The sequence below is a fragment of the Arthrobacter sp. CAN_A214 genome, from assembly GCF_015751955.1.
Lineage (GTDB): Bacteria > Actinomycetota > Actinomycetes > Actinomycetales > Micrococcaceae > Arthrobacter_D.
Window position 1 is genome coordinate 85,523 of record NZ_JADOUU010000007.1, and the last position, 13,697, is coordinate 99,219.

Genomic DNA, 13,697 nt, shown 5'->3' on the forward strand with positions numbered 1-13,697 from the left:
GTCAGAGAAAGCTGAAGACGGGCGGGAAAACGACGACGACGACGGCGGCCCAGGCGCCGTAGACGGGAAGATACCGCGTCTGCCAGCGCTCGAGCGCGGCGAAGGTGCGTCGGCCGCGCAGGAACCCGGCCGTGAGCCAGGCCGCCCGGACCAGATGGACCAGGAGCAGGAGGTTCAGGCCGAGCGCGGCGATCTTGTTGGGGCTGAGACCGAACTCGGCGATGCGGGTCAGCATCGCGGTCAGCATCACCGCGTCGACTGCGAGGGCCGCAAGGACGAGGACCAGCTGCAGGGCATCGAACAGACCGGGTGCGGCGAGCGGGTCGCGGGCGGAGATCGAATAGAGCAGCAGGCACAGGACGAGTACGAGGATCGCGTCCATGAGGATGAGCAGTTCGCGGTCGATGGCGGCGAGCCCGCCGGCGGTCGTGAGCACGGCCAGCAGGGCCAGCAGCATGACGATCGTCAGGGGCGTGAAGACGCGGGTGAGGACGGGGGCGATGTTCTCGACGACGTTCTGCTTGGCCTCGACCAGCCACGCCGCGACCACGAGTGCCCCCGGCACGGCGAACGGCAGGATCCAGTCCTCCAGGACAGGTTCGAAATCGATGCCCATCAGTTGGAGCGTCGCGAGGGTGAGGCCGATCAGGACGGCGCCGCCCAGGGCGAGGAGCGTGAAGTAGATGGCGAGCTCGCCGGTGAACCGGACGAAGTCCATGCGCCGCCGATCGGAGCGCAACCTTCCTCCGACGTACGCCACTCCGGCCAGCAGCCACAGGACCACCGGCGCGTGCAGCACAGCGAGTAACTCGGTGGAGCCGCCGGAGGCGAAGGGGTAGACATTGAGCACGACGGCCAGGGCGGCGAACGGAACGAGCAGCGTCGCCACCATGTGCACGGTGAGCCGGCGTTTCCATCCGAAGTACGCGGCGAGGAACGGAAAGACGAGCAGGCCCAGATTACGCCCCAGTGCGGCCCCGTCGTCGAGCCAGGACAGACCGGCCTTGACCGCGATGCCCGCACCGACGGCGAGGGCGAGGACGAGTGCCAGTTCGCGCCAGGGCGGTGCGCCGGCGTCGTCGGACTCGTCCGGCACGAGCAGGAGCTGCTTCCACATCCGGTCGGAGTGCTCGCGGGCGAACTCACGGGAGACGGCGTCGAGGCTGCCCAGTCGCTTGATCGCGACGAGGAAGGCCTCCTCGTCGTCGAGCCCGGTGGCCTGCCGGTCGGTGATCTGCCCGCGCAGGTGGTCCTCGAGTTCGTCGACGTCGGCGGGGGAGATCGCCTGGCGCCGCTGGACGTAGCCGCGCCACCGGTCGATCTGCGCCTCCAGGTCAGCGTGGAGGTCCATCATGCCCAGCCCTCGGCGACGGCGGGCGGGCGCTGCGCGGTCTGCCACACCTGGCGCAGCGCACCGGCGACAACGCTCCACTGCTCCTGACGGTCGGCGAGGGAATCCAGGCCCGCCGGCGTGATCGCGTAGTGCTTGCGCCGGCGGCCGGCCTCGGACACACCCCACGACGACGAGACGTAGCCGAGCCGCTCCAGCCGGTGGAGCAGCGGGTAGAGCATCCCGTCGGTCCACTGCATTCCGCCGCCCGAGAGTTCGGCGACCCGCTTGAGGATCGCGTACCCGTACAGGTCGCCGTCCGACAGGATCCCCAGAACGAGCGGGGTTGCCGAAGCGGCGACCAGGTCCTTGTCGATGCGCACCAGAGCCTCCAATACCTAGAACTGTATGGTATGTAACCATAGCAGTTCTAGGTATGGCAAGCGGTCCGCAGGTATCAGGTGCACCGATGAAGATCCGTGAGGGGATCCGGGAGGCAGGATCCCGGTGACTCAGGAACTTCACGACCGATCCTTCGGCACCGCGGGGTGGCAGAACGTCTAGCTGTTTGCCCGGCCGGCGCTACTGCCCGCTTCCGGCGCGAGTCCGGTGCGCGCGGCGCGTGATGCGCCCGAGGTCAGCAGTTCGAGCGGCCCGCGGGCATTCAGGCGGTGGAAGACGATGCCGAGGGCAACGAACGCCAGGACCTGGAACCAGAAGACGGCCGACGGCTCGGGCAGGGGAGCCAGCTGGTCGGTCCAGCTCATGATGGTGATGTGCAGGGCGTAGAGCGTCAGGGTCATCACCCCGGGGCCAGACAGCGGCAGCAGGGCGCGTGGGCTCCGCCGGGTGAGCAGCAGGCAGATACCGACGACCACCGCTGCCGACCCTGCGGTGTGGACAAGGTCGAGTGTCGTCCCGGAATGAGGGCTGCTGATGGCCAGCCACCACCAGGAGGCGCCCTGGTCGATCGATCCCACACCGACGTCGAGCATGGCTTCGAGCGGATAACCCCCAGCCTCCGGCGTCTGCAGCAGGGCGGCGAGGCCGCCGGCCGGTCCCAGCAGGTAGGAGCCCACCAGCTTCGCGCCGATCGCCGCCGTAAGCCCCGCGGCCACCAGCGCACCCTGCACCTTGAGGTCCGGGAGCCGAAGACGACCGATCACCATGCCGAGGAGCACATAGCTCAGCCACTGGAGTGCCGGGTAGTAGCCGGTGACGAGGATGTCCGCCAAAAGGGTGGCGGGCACGAGGAGGTGCTCGAACATCGGATTGCCGCCGACGTCGGCCGGTACCACCGTGGTCTCGACCCAGGGACGAACCAGGAAGGCCGCGACGGGTGAGAGCAGCGTCCACCCCAGCGCCCATGCCGCGAGCGCGGGCAGGCGCAGTCCGGTGAAGGGCAGCGCGAGCAGGAACAGGATGCCGTAGTGGAACAGGATGACGGCGATGTTCGTCTCGACCCCGCCCAGCACCAGGCCGACCATCGCGATGAGGACGGCCCGAACCGCGATGCCGCGGCGATCCATCCGCAGCACGCGCCCCGAGCGGGGTGCGTTGCCCCCGGTGAGCAGTGCAAGGCCTATTCCCGCCACCACAGCGAACAGGGCCGATGCGCGCCCGGAAAAAAGGAGAGCCACCTCCGTGGCATCGGCAGTGCCGGGAACGTAGAGCGGAAAAATATGGGTACTCATCATCCCGAACAGCGCGATCCCGCGTGCTGCATCGATACCGCTGAGGCGCCGGAACGCGGGCTGGGAGGACATGGTTCGATGTTCTCACAGCCCTCTGGCAGTACCCGCCGGGACTGCAGTGCCGGACGCCGGCACCCGTTGGACGCCGTGCCGGTCCTGTCCGCCGCCGCCAAAACGGGTAACGTTTTACCCATGCCTGAATTCGCGCCCAGAAACCTTCCGTTCGGCACCCTGGTCACCGCCATGGTCACGCCCTTCACTGCTGACGGCGCGGTGGATTACGACGCGACCGCAGCACTCGCATCCCGGCTGGTGGACGACGGTTGCGACGGCCTCGTGGTGTCCGGCACCACCGGCGAGACGTCCACGCTCGAGGACTCCGAGAAGGAAGAGCTGTTCCGCGTGGTGGCGGGGGCCGTGGGCGGCCGCGCCAAGGTCATCGCCGGCACCGGCACCAACCACACCTCGCACTCGGTGGAGATGGCGCGGCGCGCCTCCCGGGCCGGCGCCGATGCCCAGCTGGTGGTGACGCCCTATTACAACAAACCCACCCAGGCCGGCGTGCTGGCACACTTCCACGCCGTCGCCGCAGCGAGCGACCTGCCGATCATGATCTACGACATCCCCGGCCGGTCCGGCATCCCCATCACCACCGAGACGATGATCCGCCTCGCCGACCATCCGTCCATCCAGGCCCTCAAGGACGCCAAGGCCGACTACGCGGCAGTCACCCGCGTGCTGGCCAACACAAGCCTCGACGTCTACTCCGGCGACGACGGCCTGACGCTGCCGTGGATGGCAGCGGGAGCGGTGGGAGTGGTGAGCGTCAGCGCGCACGTAGCCACCGCTGCCTTCCGGGCGCTGGTGGACGCTGCCGCCGCCGGCGACTATGCGGAGGCCCGCCGCATCCACTTCGAGCTCGATCCCGTGGTGCGCGCGGTGATGACGCATATTCCGGGAGCGGTGTCGGCGAAGCAGATCCTGAAGCTGCAGGGCGTGCTGTCCAACGCCGTCGTACGGCTGCCGCTCGTGGAGCCGACCGCCGTCGAGATGGAAGAGGTGTTCGCGGACCTCGCCGAGGCAGGCTGGGATTTCGAGCGGGGAACAGCTGACCAGCCCGCTGCGCGGTCGAAGGCATGACCGCAGGCACGGCCGCAGCCGCAGGTACAGCGGCCGGCCGGCCGGCAGCAGGGTCAGTAGTGCTGCGCCCGCCGCCGGCACTGGAGCCGGGCACGCTGCGGATCGTGCCCCTGGGAGGGCTCGGGGAGATCGGCCGGAACATGGCCGTGTTCGAGATCGACGGAAAGCTCCTGATCGTCGACTGCGGGGTCCTCTTCCCGGAGGAGAACCAGCCCGGCGTCGATCTGATCCTGCCCGATTTCTCCTACCTGGAGGACCGGCTCGACGACGTCGTGGGGTTGGTGCTGACGCACGGCCACGAGGACCACATCGGCGCCGTCCCCTACCTCCTCCGGCTCAAGGCCGACATCCCGCTCATCGGATCGCAGCTGACGCTCGCCCTGATCGAGGCGAAGCTGCAGGAACACCGCATCCGGCCGTACACGCTGACCGTGTCGGAGGGACAGATCGAGCAGTTCGGACCGTTCGAATGTGAGTTCGTGGCCGTCAACCACTCGATTCCCGACGCCCTCGCCGTCTTCCTCCGCACCTCCGCCGGCAACGTGCTGCATACCGGCGACTTCAAGATGGACCAGCTGCCGCTCGATGGCAGGATCACCGACCTCCGGGCCTTTGCGCGGCTCGGTGAGGAGGGCGTCGACCTGCTCATGGTCGACTCCACCAACGCCGACGTTCCCGGTTTCACCACCGCCGAGCGCGAGATCGGTCCGGTCCTCGAGAACCTTTTCTCGCACGTCGCGAAGCGCATCATCGTCGCCTCGTTCTCCTCCCACATACACCGCGTGCAGCAGGTCATCGACGCGGCGGAAATGCACGGGCGGTTCGTCTGTTTCGCGGGCCGGTCGATGGTGCGCAACATGGGCATCGCTGCCTCGCTCGGCTACCTCCGGGTGCCAGAGGGCATCCTGGTGGACATCAAGAACGTCGACGAGCTGCCGGACAACCGCGTGGTGCTGATGTCCACGGGTTCCCAGGGGGAACCGATGGCGGCCCTCTCCCGCATGGCCAGCGGCGATCACCGGATCAGGGTAGGAAAGGGTGACACAGTGATCCTGGCGTCGTCGCTCATTCCGGGAAACGAGAACGCCGTCTTCCGGGTCATCAACGGCCTGCTCAAGCTGGGCGCCGACGTCATCCACAAAGGCAATGCGAAGGTGCATGTGTCCGGTCACGCAGCGGCCGGGGAACTACTGTACTGCTACAACATCCTCCGGCCCCGCAACGTGATGCCGGTGCACGGTGAAACCCGGCACCTCATCGCGAACGGCAGGCTCGCCGAGCAGACGGGGGTGCCTGCAGCGAACGTCCTGCTCACGGACGACGGCTCGGTGGTGGACCTCGTCGATGGCACTGCGCGGATCGTCGGCGCTGTCGAGTGCGGCTACATCTACGTGGACGGTGCGAGCATCGGCGAGATCACCGACGCCGATCTGAAGGACCGGCGCATCCTCGGCGAAGAGGGCTTCATCTCCATCATCACCGTGGTCAACCGCACCACCGGCAAGATCGTCTCGGGGCCCGACATCCATGCCCGGGGATTCGCCGAGGACGACTCGGTCTTCGATGAGATCATGCCGCAGCTCAGCAAAGCCCTCGAGGAAGCGGTCCGCATCAACAAGGACCACACCACCCATCAGCTGCAGCAGGTAGTGCGTCGCGTGATCGGCACCTGGGTGAACCGCCGGTACCGCCGCCGTCCCATGATCATTCCCGTGGTCCTCGAGGCGTAGTTCCCCGAAAGCCGGAGCCGGATCCGGTACCGTGGGGGTATGGCCACCCGTACTTCCCCTGCCCCCCGGGGGCCCGAGCAATCGCGCAAGAAGACTCCAGCTGCTGCGCGCCCCACGCCGGCCAGGAGTATTCCCAAGACCAGGCAGAGTCCCAAGCAGAGCCAACGGCAGAGCGGTGCGCAGAGCGGTGGGCAGAGTGGCACGCAGAATACTGCGGCCGTCCCGGAACACCCCGAGGAGAAGCCGTCGCTGCCACTCCGTGCCGTTCGCGGTGCGTGGATGGGCCTCGCCCACCTCGCCGGTTCCGGCGTGCGCAAGTTCGGGCACGACGTCGATCCGGAACGGGACACGCGCCGGGACGGAACCGGATTCTTCCTCCTGCTGCTGGCGATGGCCGTCGCTGCAGTCGAGTGGTGGGCCCTGGCCGGACCGCTCGCGCGCGGCATCCACGCGGTGGCCGGCGGCACCTTCGGATGGATGGCGCTGCTGGTTCCCTTTATGCTGCTGATCGGCGCCGTCCGGCTGTTCCGTCACCCGGAACAGCATCGCGCCAACAACCGCATCGCCATCGGGCAGCTGGTCATCCTGGTCGCCGGGTCGGGCATCGCACACCTGGTGGGCGGCAGGCCGAGCCTCTCCGAGGGTCTTGATCCACTCTGGCGCGCCGGGGGAGTGGTGGGGTTCCTCACCGCCGGGCCCCTAACCGAGATCCTCACCCCGTGGCCGGTGGGTCTCCTTCTCGGCCTCGCCGTCTTCCTGGGGATCCTCATCGTCACCGCAACGCCCCTGCGACACATCCCGCGGCGCCTGAGGGCGCTCTACGAGCACCTGATGGGGCAGGACCTGATCGACGGCGACCGCGACTCCGCCGACGGCCGCAACGGCAGCGCTAACGATCCTGACCACGACCAGAGCTACCTCTATGAGGCGCATGGCGCCACGGCAAAGCCCGCACCGAAGAAGAAGAAGCGTCTTTTCGGCAAGGACCGGACCGAACAGCCCTACGACGGCGACGCCGACGGTTACGTGGGCGATGAAGCCTTCGAACGCGCCGTGATCGAGGACGAGGAGCGGAAGGCGCGCGAAGCCGAGGCGCAGATACCGGCCGGTATGCGCCGGCCGACGCAGCAGGAACTCGCCGCCGAGAAGATCAAGCACGCGCAGGGCATCGGGTCGACCCCGGCCTGTGCTCCCGAATCCACGCCGGAGCGGATTCCCGAGGGCGCCACGGAGGCCATCGACGTCGTGCCCGCCGCGAAGGCTTTGATCGTGCCGTCCACACCGGTCCAGCCGCAGGTTCCTCCGGCCCCGATCCCCCAGCGGACCGAACAGCTCCAGCTCGCCGGGGACGTCACCTACACGCTGCCGCCGTCGGACTACCTTCCTGCCGGCACCCCGCCGAAGGAGCGTTCGGAAGCCAATGACGCCGTCGTCGCGGCGCTGACCCACACCATGGACCAGTTCAACGTCGACGCGAAGGTCACCGGCTTCTCCCGGGGACCGACAGTGACGCGCTACGAGATCGAGCTCGCGCCCGGAACCAAGGTGGAACGAGTCACTGCGCTGTCGAAGAACATCTCCTACGCCGTCGCCAGTTCGGATGTTCGGATCCTGTCACCCATTCCCGGCAAATCGGCGATCGGCATCGAGATCCCGAACACCGACCGCGAGACGGTGTCGCTGGGGGACGTGCTCCGCTCGGGTAACGCCCGCAAGACCGACCATCCGATGGTCATGGGCGTGGGTAAGGACGTCGAGGGTGGCTTCGTGGTGGCTAACCTCGCGAAGATGCCGCACCTGCTGGTCGCGGGAGCGACCGGGGCCGGGAAGTCGTCCTTCGTGAACTCGATGATCACCTCGATCCTCATGCGGTCGACGCCCGACGAGGTCCGCATGGTCATGGTCGACCCCAAGCGCGTCGAGCTCACCGCGTACGAGGGCGTGCCGCACCTCATCACCCCCATCATCACCAGCCCGAAGAAGGCCGCCGAGGCCCTGCAGTGGGTGGTCCGCGAAATGGACACGCGCTACGACGACCTCGCGAACTACGGGTACAAGCACATCGACGACTTCAACAAGGCCGTCCGGAACGGCAAGATCGTTCCGCCCGAGGGATCCAAGCGTGTGGTCCGGCCGTACCCGTACCTCCTGGTCATCGTGGACGAGCTCGCCGACCTGATGATGGTCGCACCGCGCGACGTCGAGGATTCCATCGTGAGGATCACCCAGCTTGCGCGTGCCGCGGGCATCCACCTGGTGCTGGCGACGCAGCGTCCGTCGGTCGACGTCGTCACGGGACTGATCAAGGCGAACGTCCCGTCCCGCATGGCGTTCGCGACGTCGTCGGTCACCGATTCCCGCGTCGTCCTCGACCAGCCCGGAGCCGAGAAACTCATCGGTCAGGGCGACGCCCTGTTCCTGCCCATGGGCGCCTCCAAACCGATCCGCGTCCAGGGCGCGTGGGTCACCGAGTCGGAAATACACCGCGTCGTGGAGCACGTCAAGGGACAGCTGTCGGCTGTCTACCGCCAGGACGTCGCCGTCGAAGCGCCGAAGAAGCAGGTCGAGGACGACATCGGGGACGACCTCGACGTCCTGCTGCAGGCCACCGAACTCGTGGTCACCACCCAGTTCGGCTCGACGTCGATGCTCCAGCGCAAGCTGCGCGTCGGTTTCGCCAAGGCCGGCCGCCTCATGGACCTCCTCGAATCCCGGGGAGTGGTGGGACCGTCCGAAGGGTCGAAGGCACGCGACGTGCTCGTCAAGCCGGACGACCTCGCACCGGTCCTCGCCGCCATGCGTGGTGACGAACCCGCTGCCGCCGCCCCTTCAGCGGCTCCGCGCCCTACGGCTCCGGTGGACCTCGTAGCCGACGACCTCGCCGCACGTACCCAGGCCATCGACTATTCCGACGGAGGGTCCGCGAGCGACGACGACGGAAACGAGGACGCCTGGAACCTCACCGGCAGGTAGCCTAGTCGTGTGACGAACACTCCAGCCCCGGCGGTACCGGTTCTGAACATCGCGAACGTCCTCACCGTCGTGCGGATCCTGCTGGTTCCCTTCTTCGTCTGGTTCCTGCTGGCCGACAACAGCGAGGGGGGGCTGTTCCGCTGGCTGGCGGTCGCGACGTTCGCCGTCGCCATCTATACGGACAAGCTCGACGGCGACCTCGCCCGGAGCCGCGGGCTGATCACCGACTTCGGAAAGATCGCGGACCCCATTGCAGACAAGCTTCTGATCGGGTCGGCGTTGATTCTCCTGTCGGTCCTCGGTGAACTGTGGTGGTGGGTGACCCTCGTGATCCTCGGTCGGGAGCTGGGCATCACCCTCCTGAGGTTCGCGGTGATCCGTTACGGAGTGATGCCGGCCTCGCGCGGCGGGAAGTTGAAGACGGTGATCCAGACCGTCGCCATCCTCCTGTTCCTCCTGCCGCTCCAGTCGAGCCTCGGCAGCTGGGCCTGGTGGCCTGCGGCAGTCGTCATGGGCGCGGCACTCGTCGTGACGGTCGTCACGGGAGTCGATTACGTCCTCCAGGCCGTGCGGCTGCGCTCGGCAGCGAAATCGTCTCCTCCCTCTCCCGCATGAACCCCGCCGACGTCGTCGAACGGGCCCTGGCGGTAGGCCTCACGGTTGCGACGGCCGAATCGTTGACGGCCGGACAGGTGGCAGCTTCCCTCGCCGACGTGCCGGGCGCCTCTGGAATGCTGAAGGGCGGGGTGATCGCTTACGCCAACGACGTCAAAGTGAAGGTGCTCGGAGTCGAGTCGGCGCTTCTGGCCCAAGCAGGGTCGGTGGATGCCGCCGTGGCCCGCCAGATGGCCGAGGGGGCCCGGACCCTGATGAATACTGATCTTGCCGTCTCGACAACCGGAGTTGCGGGGCCCAAGCCACATGACGGCAAATCCGTGGGAACCGTCTTCATTGCAGTCGCCTCCGCTTCGGGCACCCGGGTGGAGGAATACCTGTTTCCGGGGGACCGCGGGCAGATCCGGCAGCAATCCTGCAGCGCTGCATTGGAACTGTTGGGGAGCGGGTTGTCCATGGGAACAAAAGATCCCGCGGGTTAGTTATGAATAGTGTCCGCCGTTGATAGGGTTGACGACTAAGGCTCAAGAAAATCGGGCTGGTCATTATCTTCGCCGCATCCGCCCACCGGGCGGGGCCGCACTTATGAGGGAGCAAGGCATACCGATGGTAAAGCAACCCGTATCCGTAAACGGCGTGATCCGTTGGCGTGATGTGGGGCTGGCAGATGATGCACAACGCAAGCCCAAGGAGCGCAAAATGGTGGTTCTACGCCATGAAATCGGGGACGTCCTCCGCGACGTCCGCCAGCGCCAGGGCAGGACGCTCCGGGAGGTGTCCCACAGTGCTAGGGTCTCCCTCGGATACCTCAGCGAAGTGGAACGCGGCCAAAAGGAAGCGTCATCTGAACTCCTCTCATCAATCTGCGGCGCACTGGATGTTCCACTGTCCTCGATGCTGCGGGAAGTCAGCGATCGTCTCGCAGAGGCGGAGGGCGTGTCGATCCCGGACACCATTCCGCAGGAATTCTCACGCGAATTCGAAGACAACCTACCCGATGACCTCACCAACGATTTCCGCAGGGGACTTGCAACCACCAATCGGTAGCTGCTCCCCCCCGCGTCAGGAAGCCCGCCCCGACAAGAGGGCGGGCTTTCTGCTTTTCGCGCCAGCGGGCTCCTACCAGTTGTCCTTGGTGTACGTGGAATTGAGCTGGGCGATGAGGTTCCCGAGCTGTGTGAGGTCCGAGACGTCCCAATCCTCCATCAGCTGATGGAAAGCCTGCTTGCGCGCTGTCTGTGCGGTGACGAGCTGGTGGGTTCCCGCCGGCGTCAATGAAATCGCCTGCGCCCGGCCGTCCAGCGGATCCGCTTCCTTCTGGACCAGGCCGAGTTGTTCAAGCATTGCGATCTGCCTGCTCACTGACGGTTTGCCGACGCCGATGCTCGCCGCGATGTCCGTCAACCGCATGGAACCTTCGCGCTGCAGGATCACGAGCAGACCATATGCGGCCGGTTCCATGTCCGGGTGCACGCGGCGTGCCACCTTGTAGGAGTTGGAGCGGGCGCGTCTCCAGAGCATGCTGAGCTGCTGCTCGAGCGCCTCGATCGCGGAATCTACGTTGGAGTCAGTACTTGCGGGCTTGGCTTCCATGTCGCTTATTCTAGGGTTCCGGCTGCCGCATTCCGCTACGGAAGCCCGTGGAAGCGGTCCGGGGGGCACGCGACCATCATCACCGGGGTTCCGGCAGGACATATTGGAAGGGCTCATGCCGGTGGAATCGCCCAGCAGAACCTTCCGACAGGACTTTCCGACAGGACTTTCCGGCAGGGCTTTCCGGCAGCACCCGGGCGAGACGCTTGCTCGATACGAAGGATTTCTGATTCTGCTTTTCGGGCCGTGGCGCCCGTCGGCAGGAAGAGGCAGAGGAGAAGGAGACGGAGATGCGGCTGAGTGACTTTTGGCGGCTGATGGATGATGAGTTCGGGAGCCGATACTCGCGCACCCTGGCGGGGGATCTGGTCCTGGCCGAGCTGGGCGACCGGACCGCGCTTGCCGCGTTGTCCGGCGGCGTCGATCCTCGACGGGTATGGACAGCTGTCTGTGATGCGCAGGACGTTCCGCACGAGCGGCGCCTGGGCCGGGATGTCGCGCCCCGGCGGTAACCCTGCTGCAGGGAGCTGGGAGGACCGGGCTGCCGATTCCGAACCGATGACCGGCCGGACACGCCCAGAAATTATTCGAAACTTTGTTCGGTCGGCGGTAGGATAGAAACATCCCGCCGCGTCGGAATGTCCACATAAAAAAGGCATTCCCGAGATTGTCAGTGCCGGCCGATAGGGTCGGAACGAACATGCAAACGGCCTTCGGGCCACAACAAACCGAGGTGAATAATGGCCGCACCAGCCGACCGCGAGAAAGCACTTGAAGCTGCACTTGCACAGATCGACAAGCAGTATGGCAAAGGCTCGATCATGCGTCTTGGTGACGAGGTCAGGGCCCCACGTGAAACTATCTCCACAAGTTCCATCGCGCTGGATGCAGCCCTCGGCATAGGAGGGCTTCCCCGTGGCAGGGTCGTCGAGATCTACGGGCCGGAATCGTCGGGTAAGACCACTGTTGCACTTCATACCGTCGCCAGCGTCCAGCGTAATGGTGGTATCGCCGCGTTCATCGACGCCGAGCACGCCCTGGATCCCGAGTACGCAAAGAGGCTGGGAGTAGATACCGATGCGCTCCTGGTGTCCCAGCCTGATACGGGCGAGCAGGCCCTGGAAATCATGGACATGCTGATCGGGTCCGGCTCGATCGACCTCGTGGTGATCGACTCCGTGGCCGCGCTGGTGCCCCGCGCGGAGATTGAAGGCGACATGGGAGACAGCCATGTGGGCCTCCAGGCCAGGCTCATGAGCCAGGCCCTGCGAAAAATCGCGGGGCGGCTGAGCCAGACCAACACGACCGCGATCTTCATCAACCAGCTTCGCGAGAAGATCGGGGTGTTCTTCGGTAGCCCGGAGACGACAACGGGTGGCAAGGCCCTGAAATTCTATGCATCAGTGCGCATCGACGTTCGCCGCATTGAAACCCTCAAGGAGGGTGTCAATCCGGTGGGTAACCGCACCAGGGCCAAGATCGTCAAGAACAAGATGGCGCCGCCGTTCAAGCAGGCGGAATTCGATATTCTTTACGGCTACGGAATCTCGCGTGAAGGCGGGCTCATCGATGTGGGTGTGGAGAACGGACTCGTCAAGAAATCCGGTGCGTGGTTCACCTATGACGGCGATCAGCTGGGCCAGGGCAAGGAGAACGCCCGGAAGTTCCTGATCGACAATCCGGACCTGGCTGATGAACTCGAGCAGAAGATCAGGACCAAGCTAGGGATCGGCGTCCAGCCGGAAGAAGCTGAAGGCACACCGAAGCTCAAGGCCGTCAGCGGGGAGTAGCGGAATGTCCGCCGACGGTGCTTTCGGTTTCAGCGGAACATCAGAGCCTTCGCGTAAACCCTTCGGCAGGAGCAAGGGCTCCAGGGCTGGGAGCAGTGGTTCCACAGCACACGCGGCTTCCGGGTCCCGCACCCGGAAGCTGCGCCCTGCGCAGGAATCGCCCTATGGCCCCGTGGTGGGCGGCTCGGGCGGCTCCGACTATGGCTATGGCTTCTCCCAGGATTACGAGGACGAGTCGAACGGGCCACCGGGCTACCCGGACGCAGATCCTCCCGTCGTTTCCCCCGAGAAGGGTAGCAAGCTGCCTGAAGACTCTGCCGGACTTGCCCGGTCGATAGTTCTCCGGCACCTGGCCATGGCACCCAAAAGCAGGCACCAGCTTGCCCAGAAGCTCAGGGAACGAGACATCCCTGATGACGTCGCCGGCGCTGTGCTGGACCGCTTCGAAGAGGTTCAGCTCATCGACGATGCCGAATTCGCCGGAATGTGGGTGCGCAGTCGTGCCCAAACCCGTTCCCTGGCCCGGTCGGTCCTGAAGCGGGAGCTTGCCGACAGGGGCATTCACCCTGATCTCGCCGAGGACGCGCTGGCTCAGGTAACCGATGAGGATGAGCGCGCCGCAGCCGAACAGGTGATCCGCAGGAAAATGCGTGCCGGCATCGATCTGGCGGACCGGAAGATCCGCGACAGGGAAACGCGGAAGCTCGTCGGCGTACTGGCACGCAAGGGCTACAACCCAGGCCTCGCGTTCTCCCTTGTTCGGGACATCATGGACGCGGGGCGGGGTAGCGACGATTGTGGACTCGCGGCTGGCCCACCGTACGCTTAACAG

13 protein-coding genes are annotated in these 13,697 nt (G+C 66.1%); 9 read left to right on the forward strand and 4 right to left on the reverse strand.

Going from position 1 to position 13,697, the window contains the following annotated elements; all coding sequences use genetic code 11:
* Nucleotide 1 precedes the first annotated feature (1 nt).
* The 3 genes from IWX65_RS08570 to IWX65_RS08580 all read right to left on the reverse strand — a co-directional run bounded on the left by IWX65_RS08570 (nt 2) and on the right by IWX65_RS08580 (nt 3,096).
* Nucleotides 2-1,354 carry a permease prefix domain 1-containing protein gene (locus tag IWX65_RS08570; protein ID WP_334683749.1) on the reverse strand — a complete coding sequence of 451 codons (1,353 nt, stop codon included), beginning with the start codon at nt 1,352-1,354 and terminating at the stop codon, nt 2-4.
* Nucleotides 1,351-1,713: a PadR family transcriptional regulator gene (locus tag IWX65_RS08575; protein ID WP_196882020.1), complete on the reverse strand. Its 363-nt coding sequence runs from the start codon at nt 1,711-1,713 to the stop codon at nt 1,351-1,353. The genes IWX65_RS08570 and IWX65_RS08575 overlap by 4 nt, the downstream gene beginning before the upstream one ends.
* A gap of 177 nt (nt 1,714-1,890) precedes the next feature.
* Entirely contained in the window at nt 1,891-3,096 is a 1,206-nt protein-coding gene (locus IWX65_RS08580; protein WP_196882021.1) for a heparan-alpha-glucosaminide N-acetyltransferase domain-containing protein, read from the reverse strand.
* A gap of 120 nt (nt 3,097-3,216) precedes the next feature.
* On the opposite strand from IWX65_RS08580, the gene dapA reads away from it, so the two are divergent.
* The 6 genes from dapA to IWX65_RS08610 all read left to right on the forward strand — a co-directional run bounded on the left by dapA (nt 3,217) and on the right by IWX65_RS08610 (nt 10,529).
* A complete protein-coding gene (gene dapA / locus IWX65_RS08585) occupies nt 3,217-4,164 on the forward strand; it encodes a 4-hydroxy-tetrahydrodipicolinate synthase (protein WP_196882022.1) in 948 nt (315 codons plus the stop codon).
* Entirely contained in the window at nt 4,161-5,894 is a 1,734-nt protein-coding gene (locus IWX65_RS08590; RefSeq protein ID WP_334683750.1) for a ribonuclease J, read from the forward strand. Before dapA ends, IWX65_RS08590 begins: the two co-directional genes overlap by 4 nt.
* Before the next feature lie 39 nt (nt 5,895-5,933).
* Nucleotides 5,934-8,867, forward strand: a complete 2,934-nt coding sequence (locus tag IWX65_RS08595) for an FtsK/SpoIIIE family DNA translocase (protein WP_196882023.1) — start codon at nt 5,934-5,936, stop codon at nt 8,865-8,867.
* 9 nt (nt 8,868-8,876) lie between these two features.
* On the forward strand, nt 8,877-9,482 hold the full coding sequence (gene pgsA, locus IWX65_RS08600) for a CDP-diacylglycerol--glycerol-3-phosphate 3-phosphatidyltransferase (protein ID WP_196882024.1): 606 nt from the start codon (nt 8,877-8,879) through the stop codon (nt 9,480-9,482).
* Nucleotides 9,479-9,964, forward strand: coding sequence for a CinA family protein (locus tag IWX65_RS08605; RefSeq protein ID WP_196882025.1), 486 nt, complete (start codon nt 9,479-9,481; stop codon nt 9,962-9,964). The genes pgsA and IWX65_RS08605 overlap by 4 nt, the downstream gene beginning before the upstream one ends.
* A gap of 124 nt (nt 9,965-10,088) precedes the next feature.
* On the forward strand, nt 10,089-10,529 hold the full coding sequence (locus IWX65_RS08610; protein WP_196882027.1) for a helix-turn-helix domain-containing protein: 441 nt from the start codon (nt 10,089-10,091) through the stop codon (nt 10,527-10,529).
* 72 nt (nt 10,530-10,601) lie between these two features.
* On the opposite strand, the gene IWX65_RS08615 is transcribed toward IWX65_RS08610, so the two are convergent.
* A complete protein-coding gene (locus IWX65_RS08615) occupies nt 10,602-11,075 on the reverse strand; it encodes a MarR family winged helix-turn-helix transcriptional regulator (protein WP_196882031.1) in 474 nt (157 codons plus the stop codon).
* A gap of 290 nt (nt 11,076-11,365) precedes the next feature.
* Here IWX65_RS08615 and IWX65_RS08620 point away from each other — a divergent pair, with 290 nt between their 5' ends.
* The 3 genes from IWX65_RS08620 (at nt 11,366) to IWX65_RS17775 (ending at nt 13,694) form a co-directional block, all read left to right on the forward strand.
* Nucleotides 11,366-11,587: a DUF3046 domain-containing protein gene (locus IWX65_RS08620; protein WP_196882032.1), complete on the forward strand. Its 222-nt coding sequence runs from the start codon at nt 11,366-11,368 to the stop codon at nt 11,585-11,587.
* Nucleotides 11,588-11,815: 228 nt separating this feature from the next.
* Nucleotides 11,816-12,865 (forward strand): recombinase RecA, encoded by a 1,050-nt coding sequence (gene recA, locus IWX65_RS08625; protein WP_196882034.1) that lies wholly within the window; start codon nt 11,816-11,818, stop codon nt 12,863-12,865.
* A 4-nt stretch (nt 12,866-12,869) separates the two neighbouring features.
* Nucleotides 12,870-13,694, forward strand: a complete 825-nt coding sequence (locus tag IWX65_RS17775) for a regulatory protein RecX (RefSeq protein WP_334683751.1) — start codon at nt 12,870-12,872, stop codon at nt 13,692-13,694.
* Nucleotides 13,695-13,697 lie beyond the last annotated feature (3 nt).

Bases quoted from the DNA above. Each gene is read 5' to 3' on its own strand.
- IWX65_RS08605 (WP_196882025.1), top strand. From the start codon at position 9,479: ATGAACCCCGCCGACGTCGTCGAACGGGCCCTGGCGGTAGGCCTCACG.
- IWX65_RS08595 (WP_196882023.1), top strand. From the start codon at position 5,934: ATGGCCACCCGTACTTCCCCTGCCCCCCGGGGGCCCGAGCAATCGCGC.
- IWX65_RS08615 (WP_196882031.1), bottom strand. From the start codon at position 11,075: ATGGAAGCCAAGCCCGCAAGTACTGACTCCAACGTAGATTCCGCGATC.
- IWX65_RS08620 (WP_196882032.1), top strand. From the start codon at position 11,366: ATGCGGCTGAGTGACTTTTGGCGGCTGATGGATGATGAGTTCGGGAGC.
- IWX65_RS08570 (WP_334683749.1), bottom strand. From the start codon at position 1,354: ATGATGGACCTCCACGCTGACCTGGAGGCGCAGATCGACCGGTGGCGC.
- dapA (WP_196882022.1), top strand. From the start codon at position 3,217: ATGCCTGAATTCGCGCCCAGAAACCTTCCGTTCGGCACCCTGGTCACC.
- IWX65_RS17775 (WP_334683751.1), top strand. From the start codon at position 12,870: ATGTCCGCCGACGGTGCTTTCGGTTTCAGCGGAACATCAGAGCCTTCG.
- IWX65_RS08580 (WP_196882021.1), bottom strand. From the start codon at position 3,096: ATGTCCTCCCAGCCCGCGTTCCGGCGCCTCAGCGGTATCGATGCAGCA.
- recA (WP_196882034.1), top strand. From the start codon at position 11,816: ATGGCCGCACCAGCCGACCGCGAGAAAGCACTTGAAGCTGCACTTGCA.
- IWX65_RS08610 (WP_196882027.1), top strand. From the start codon at position 10,089: ATGGTAAAGCAACCCGTATCCGTAAACGGCGTGATCCGTTGGCGTGAT.
- IWX65_RS08590 (WP_334683750.1), top strand. From the start codon at position 4,161: ATGACCGCAGGCACGGCCGCAGCCGCAGGTACAGCGGCCGGCCGGCCG.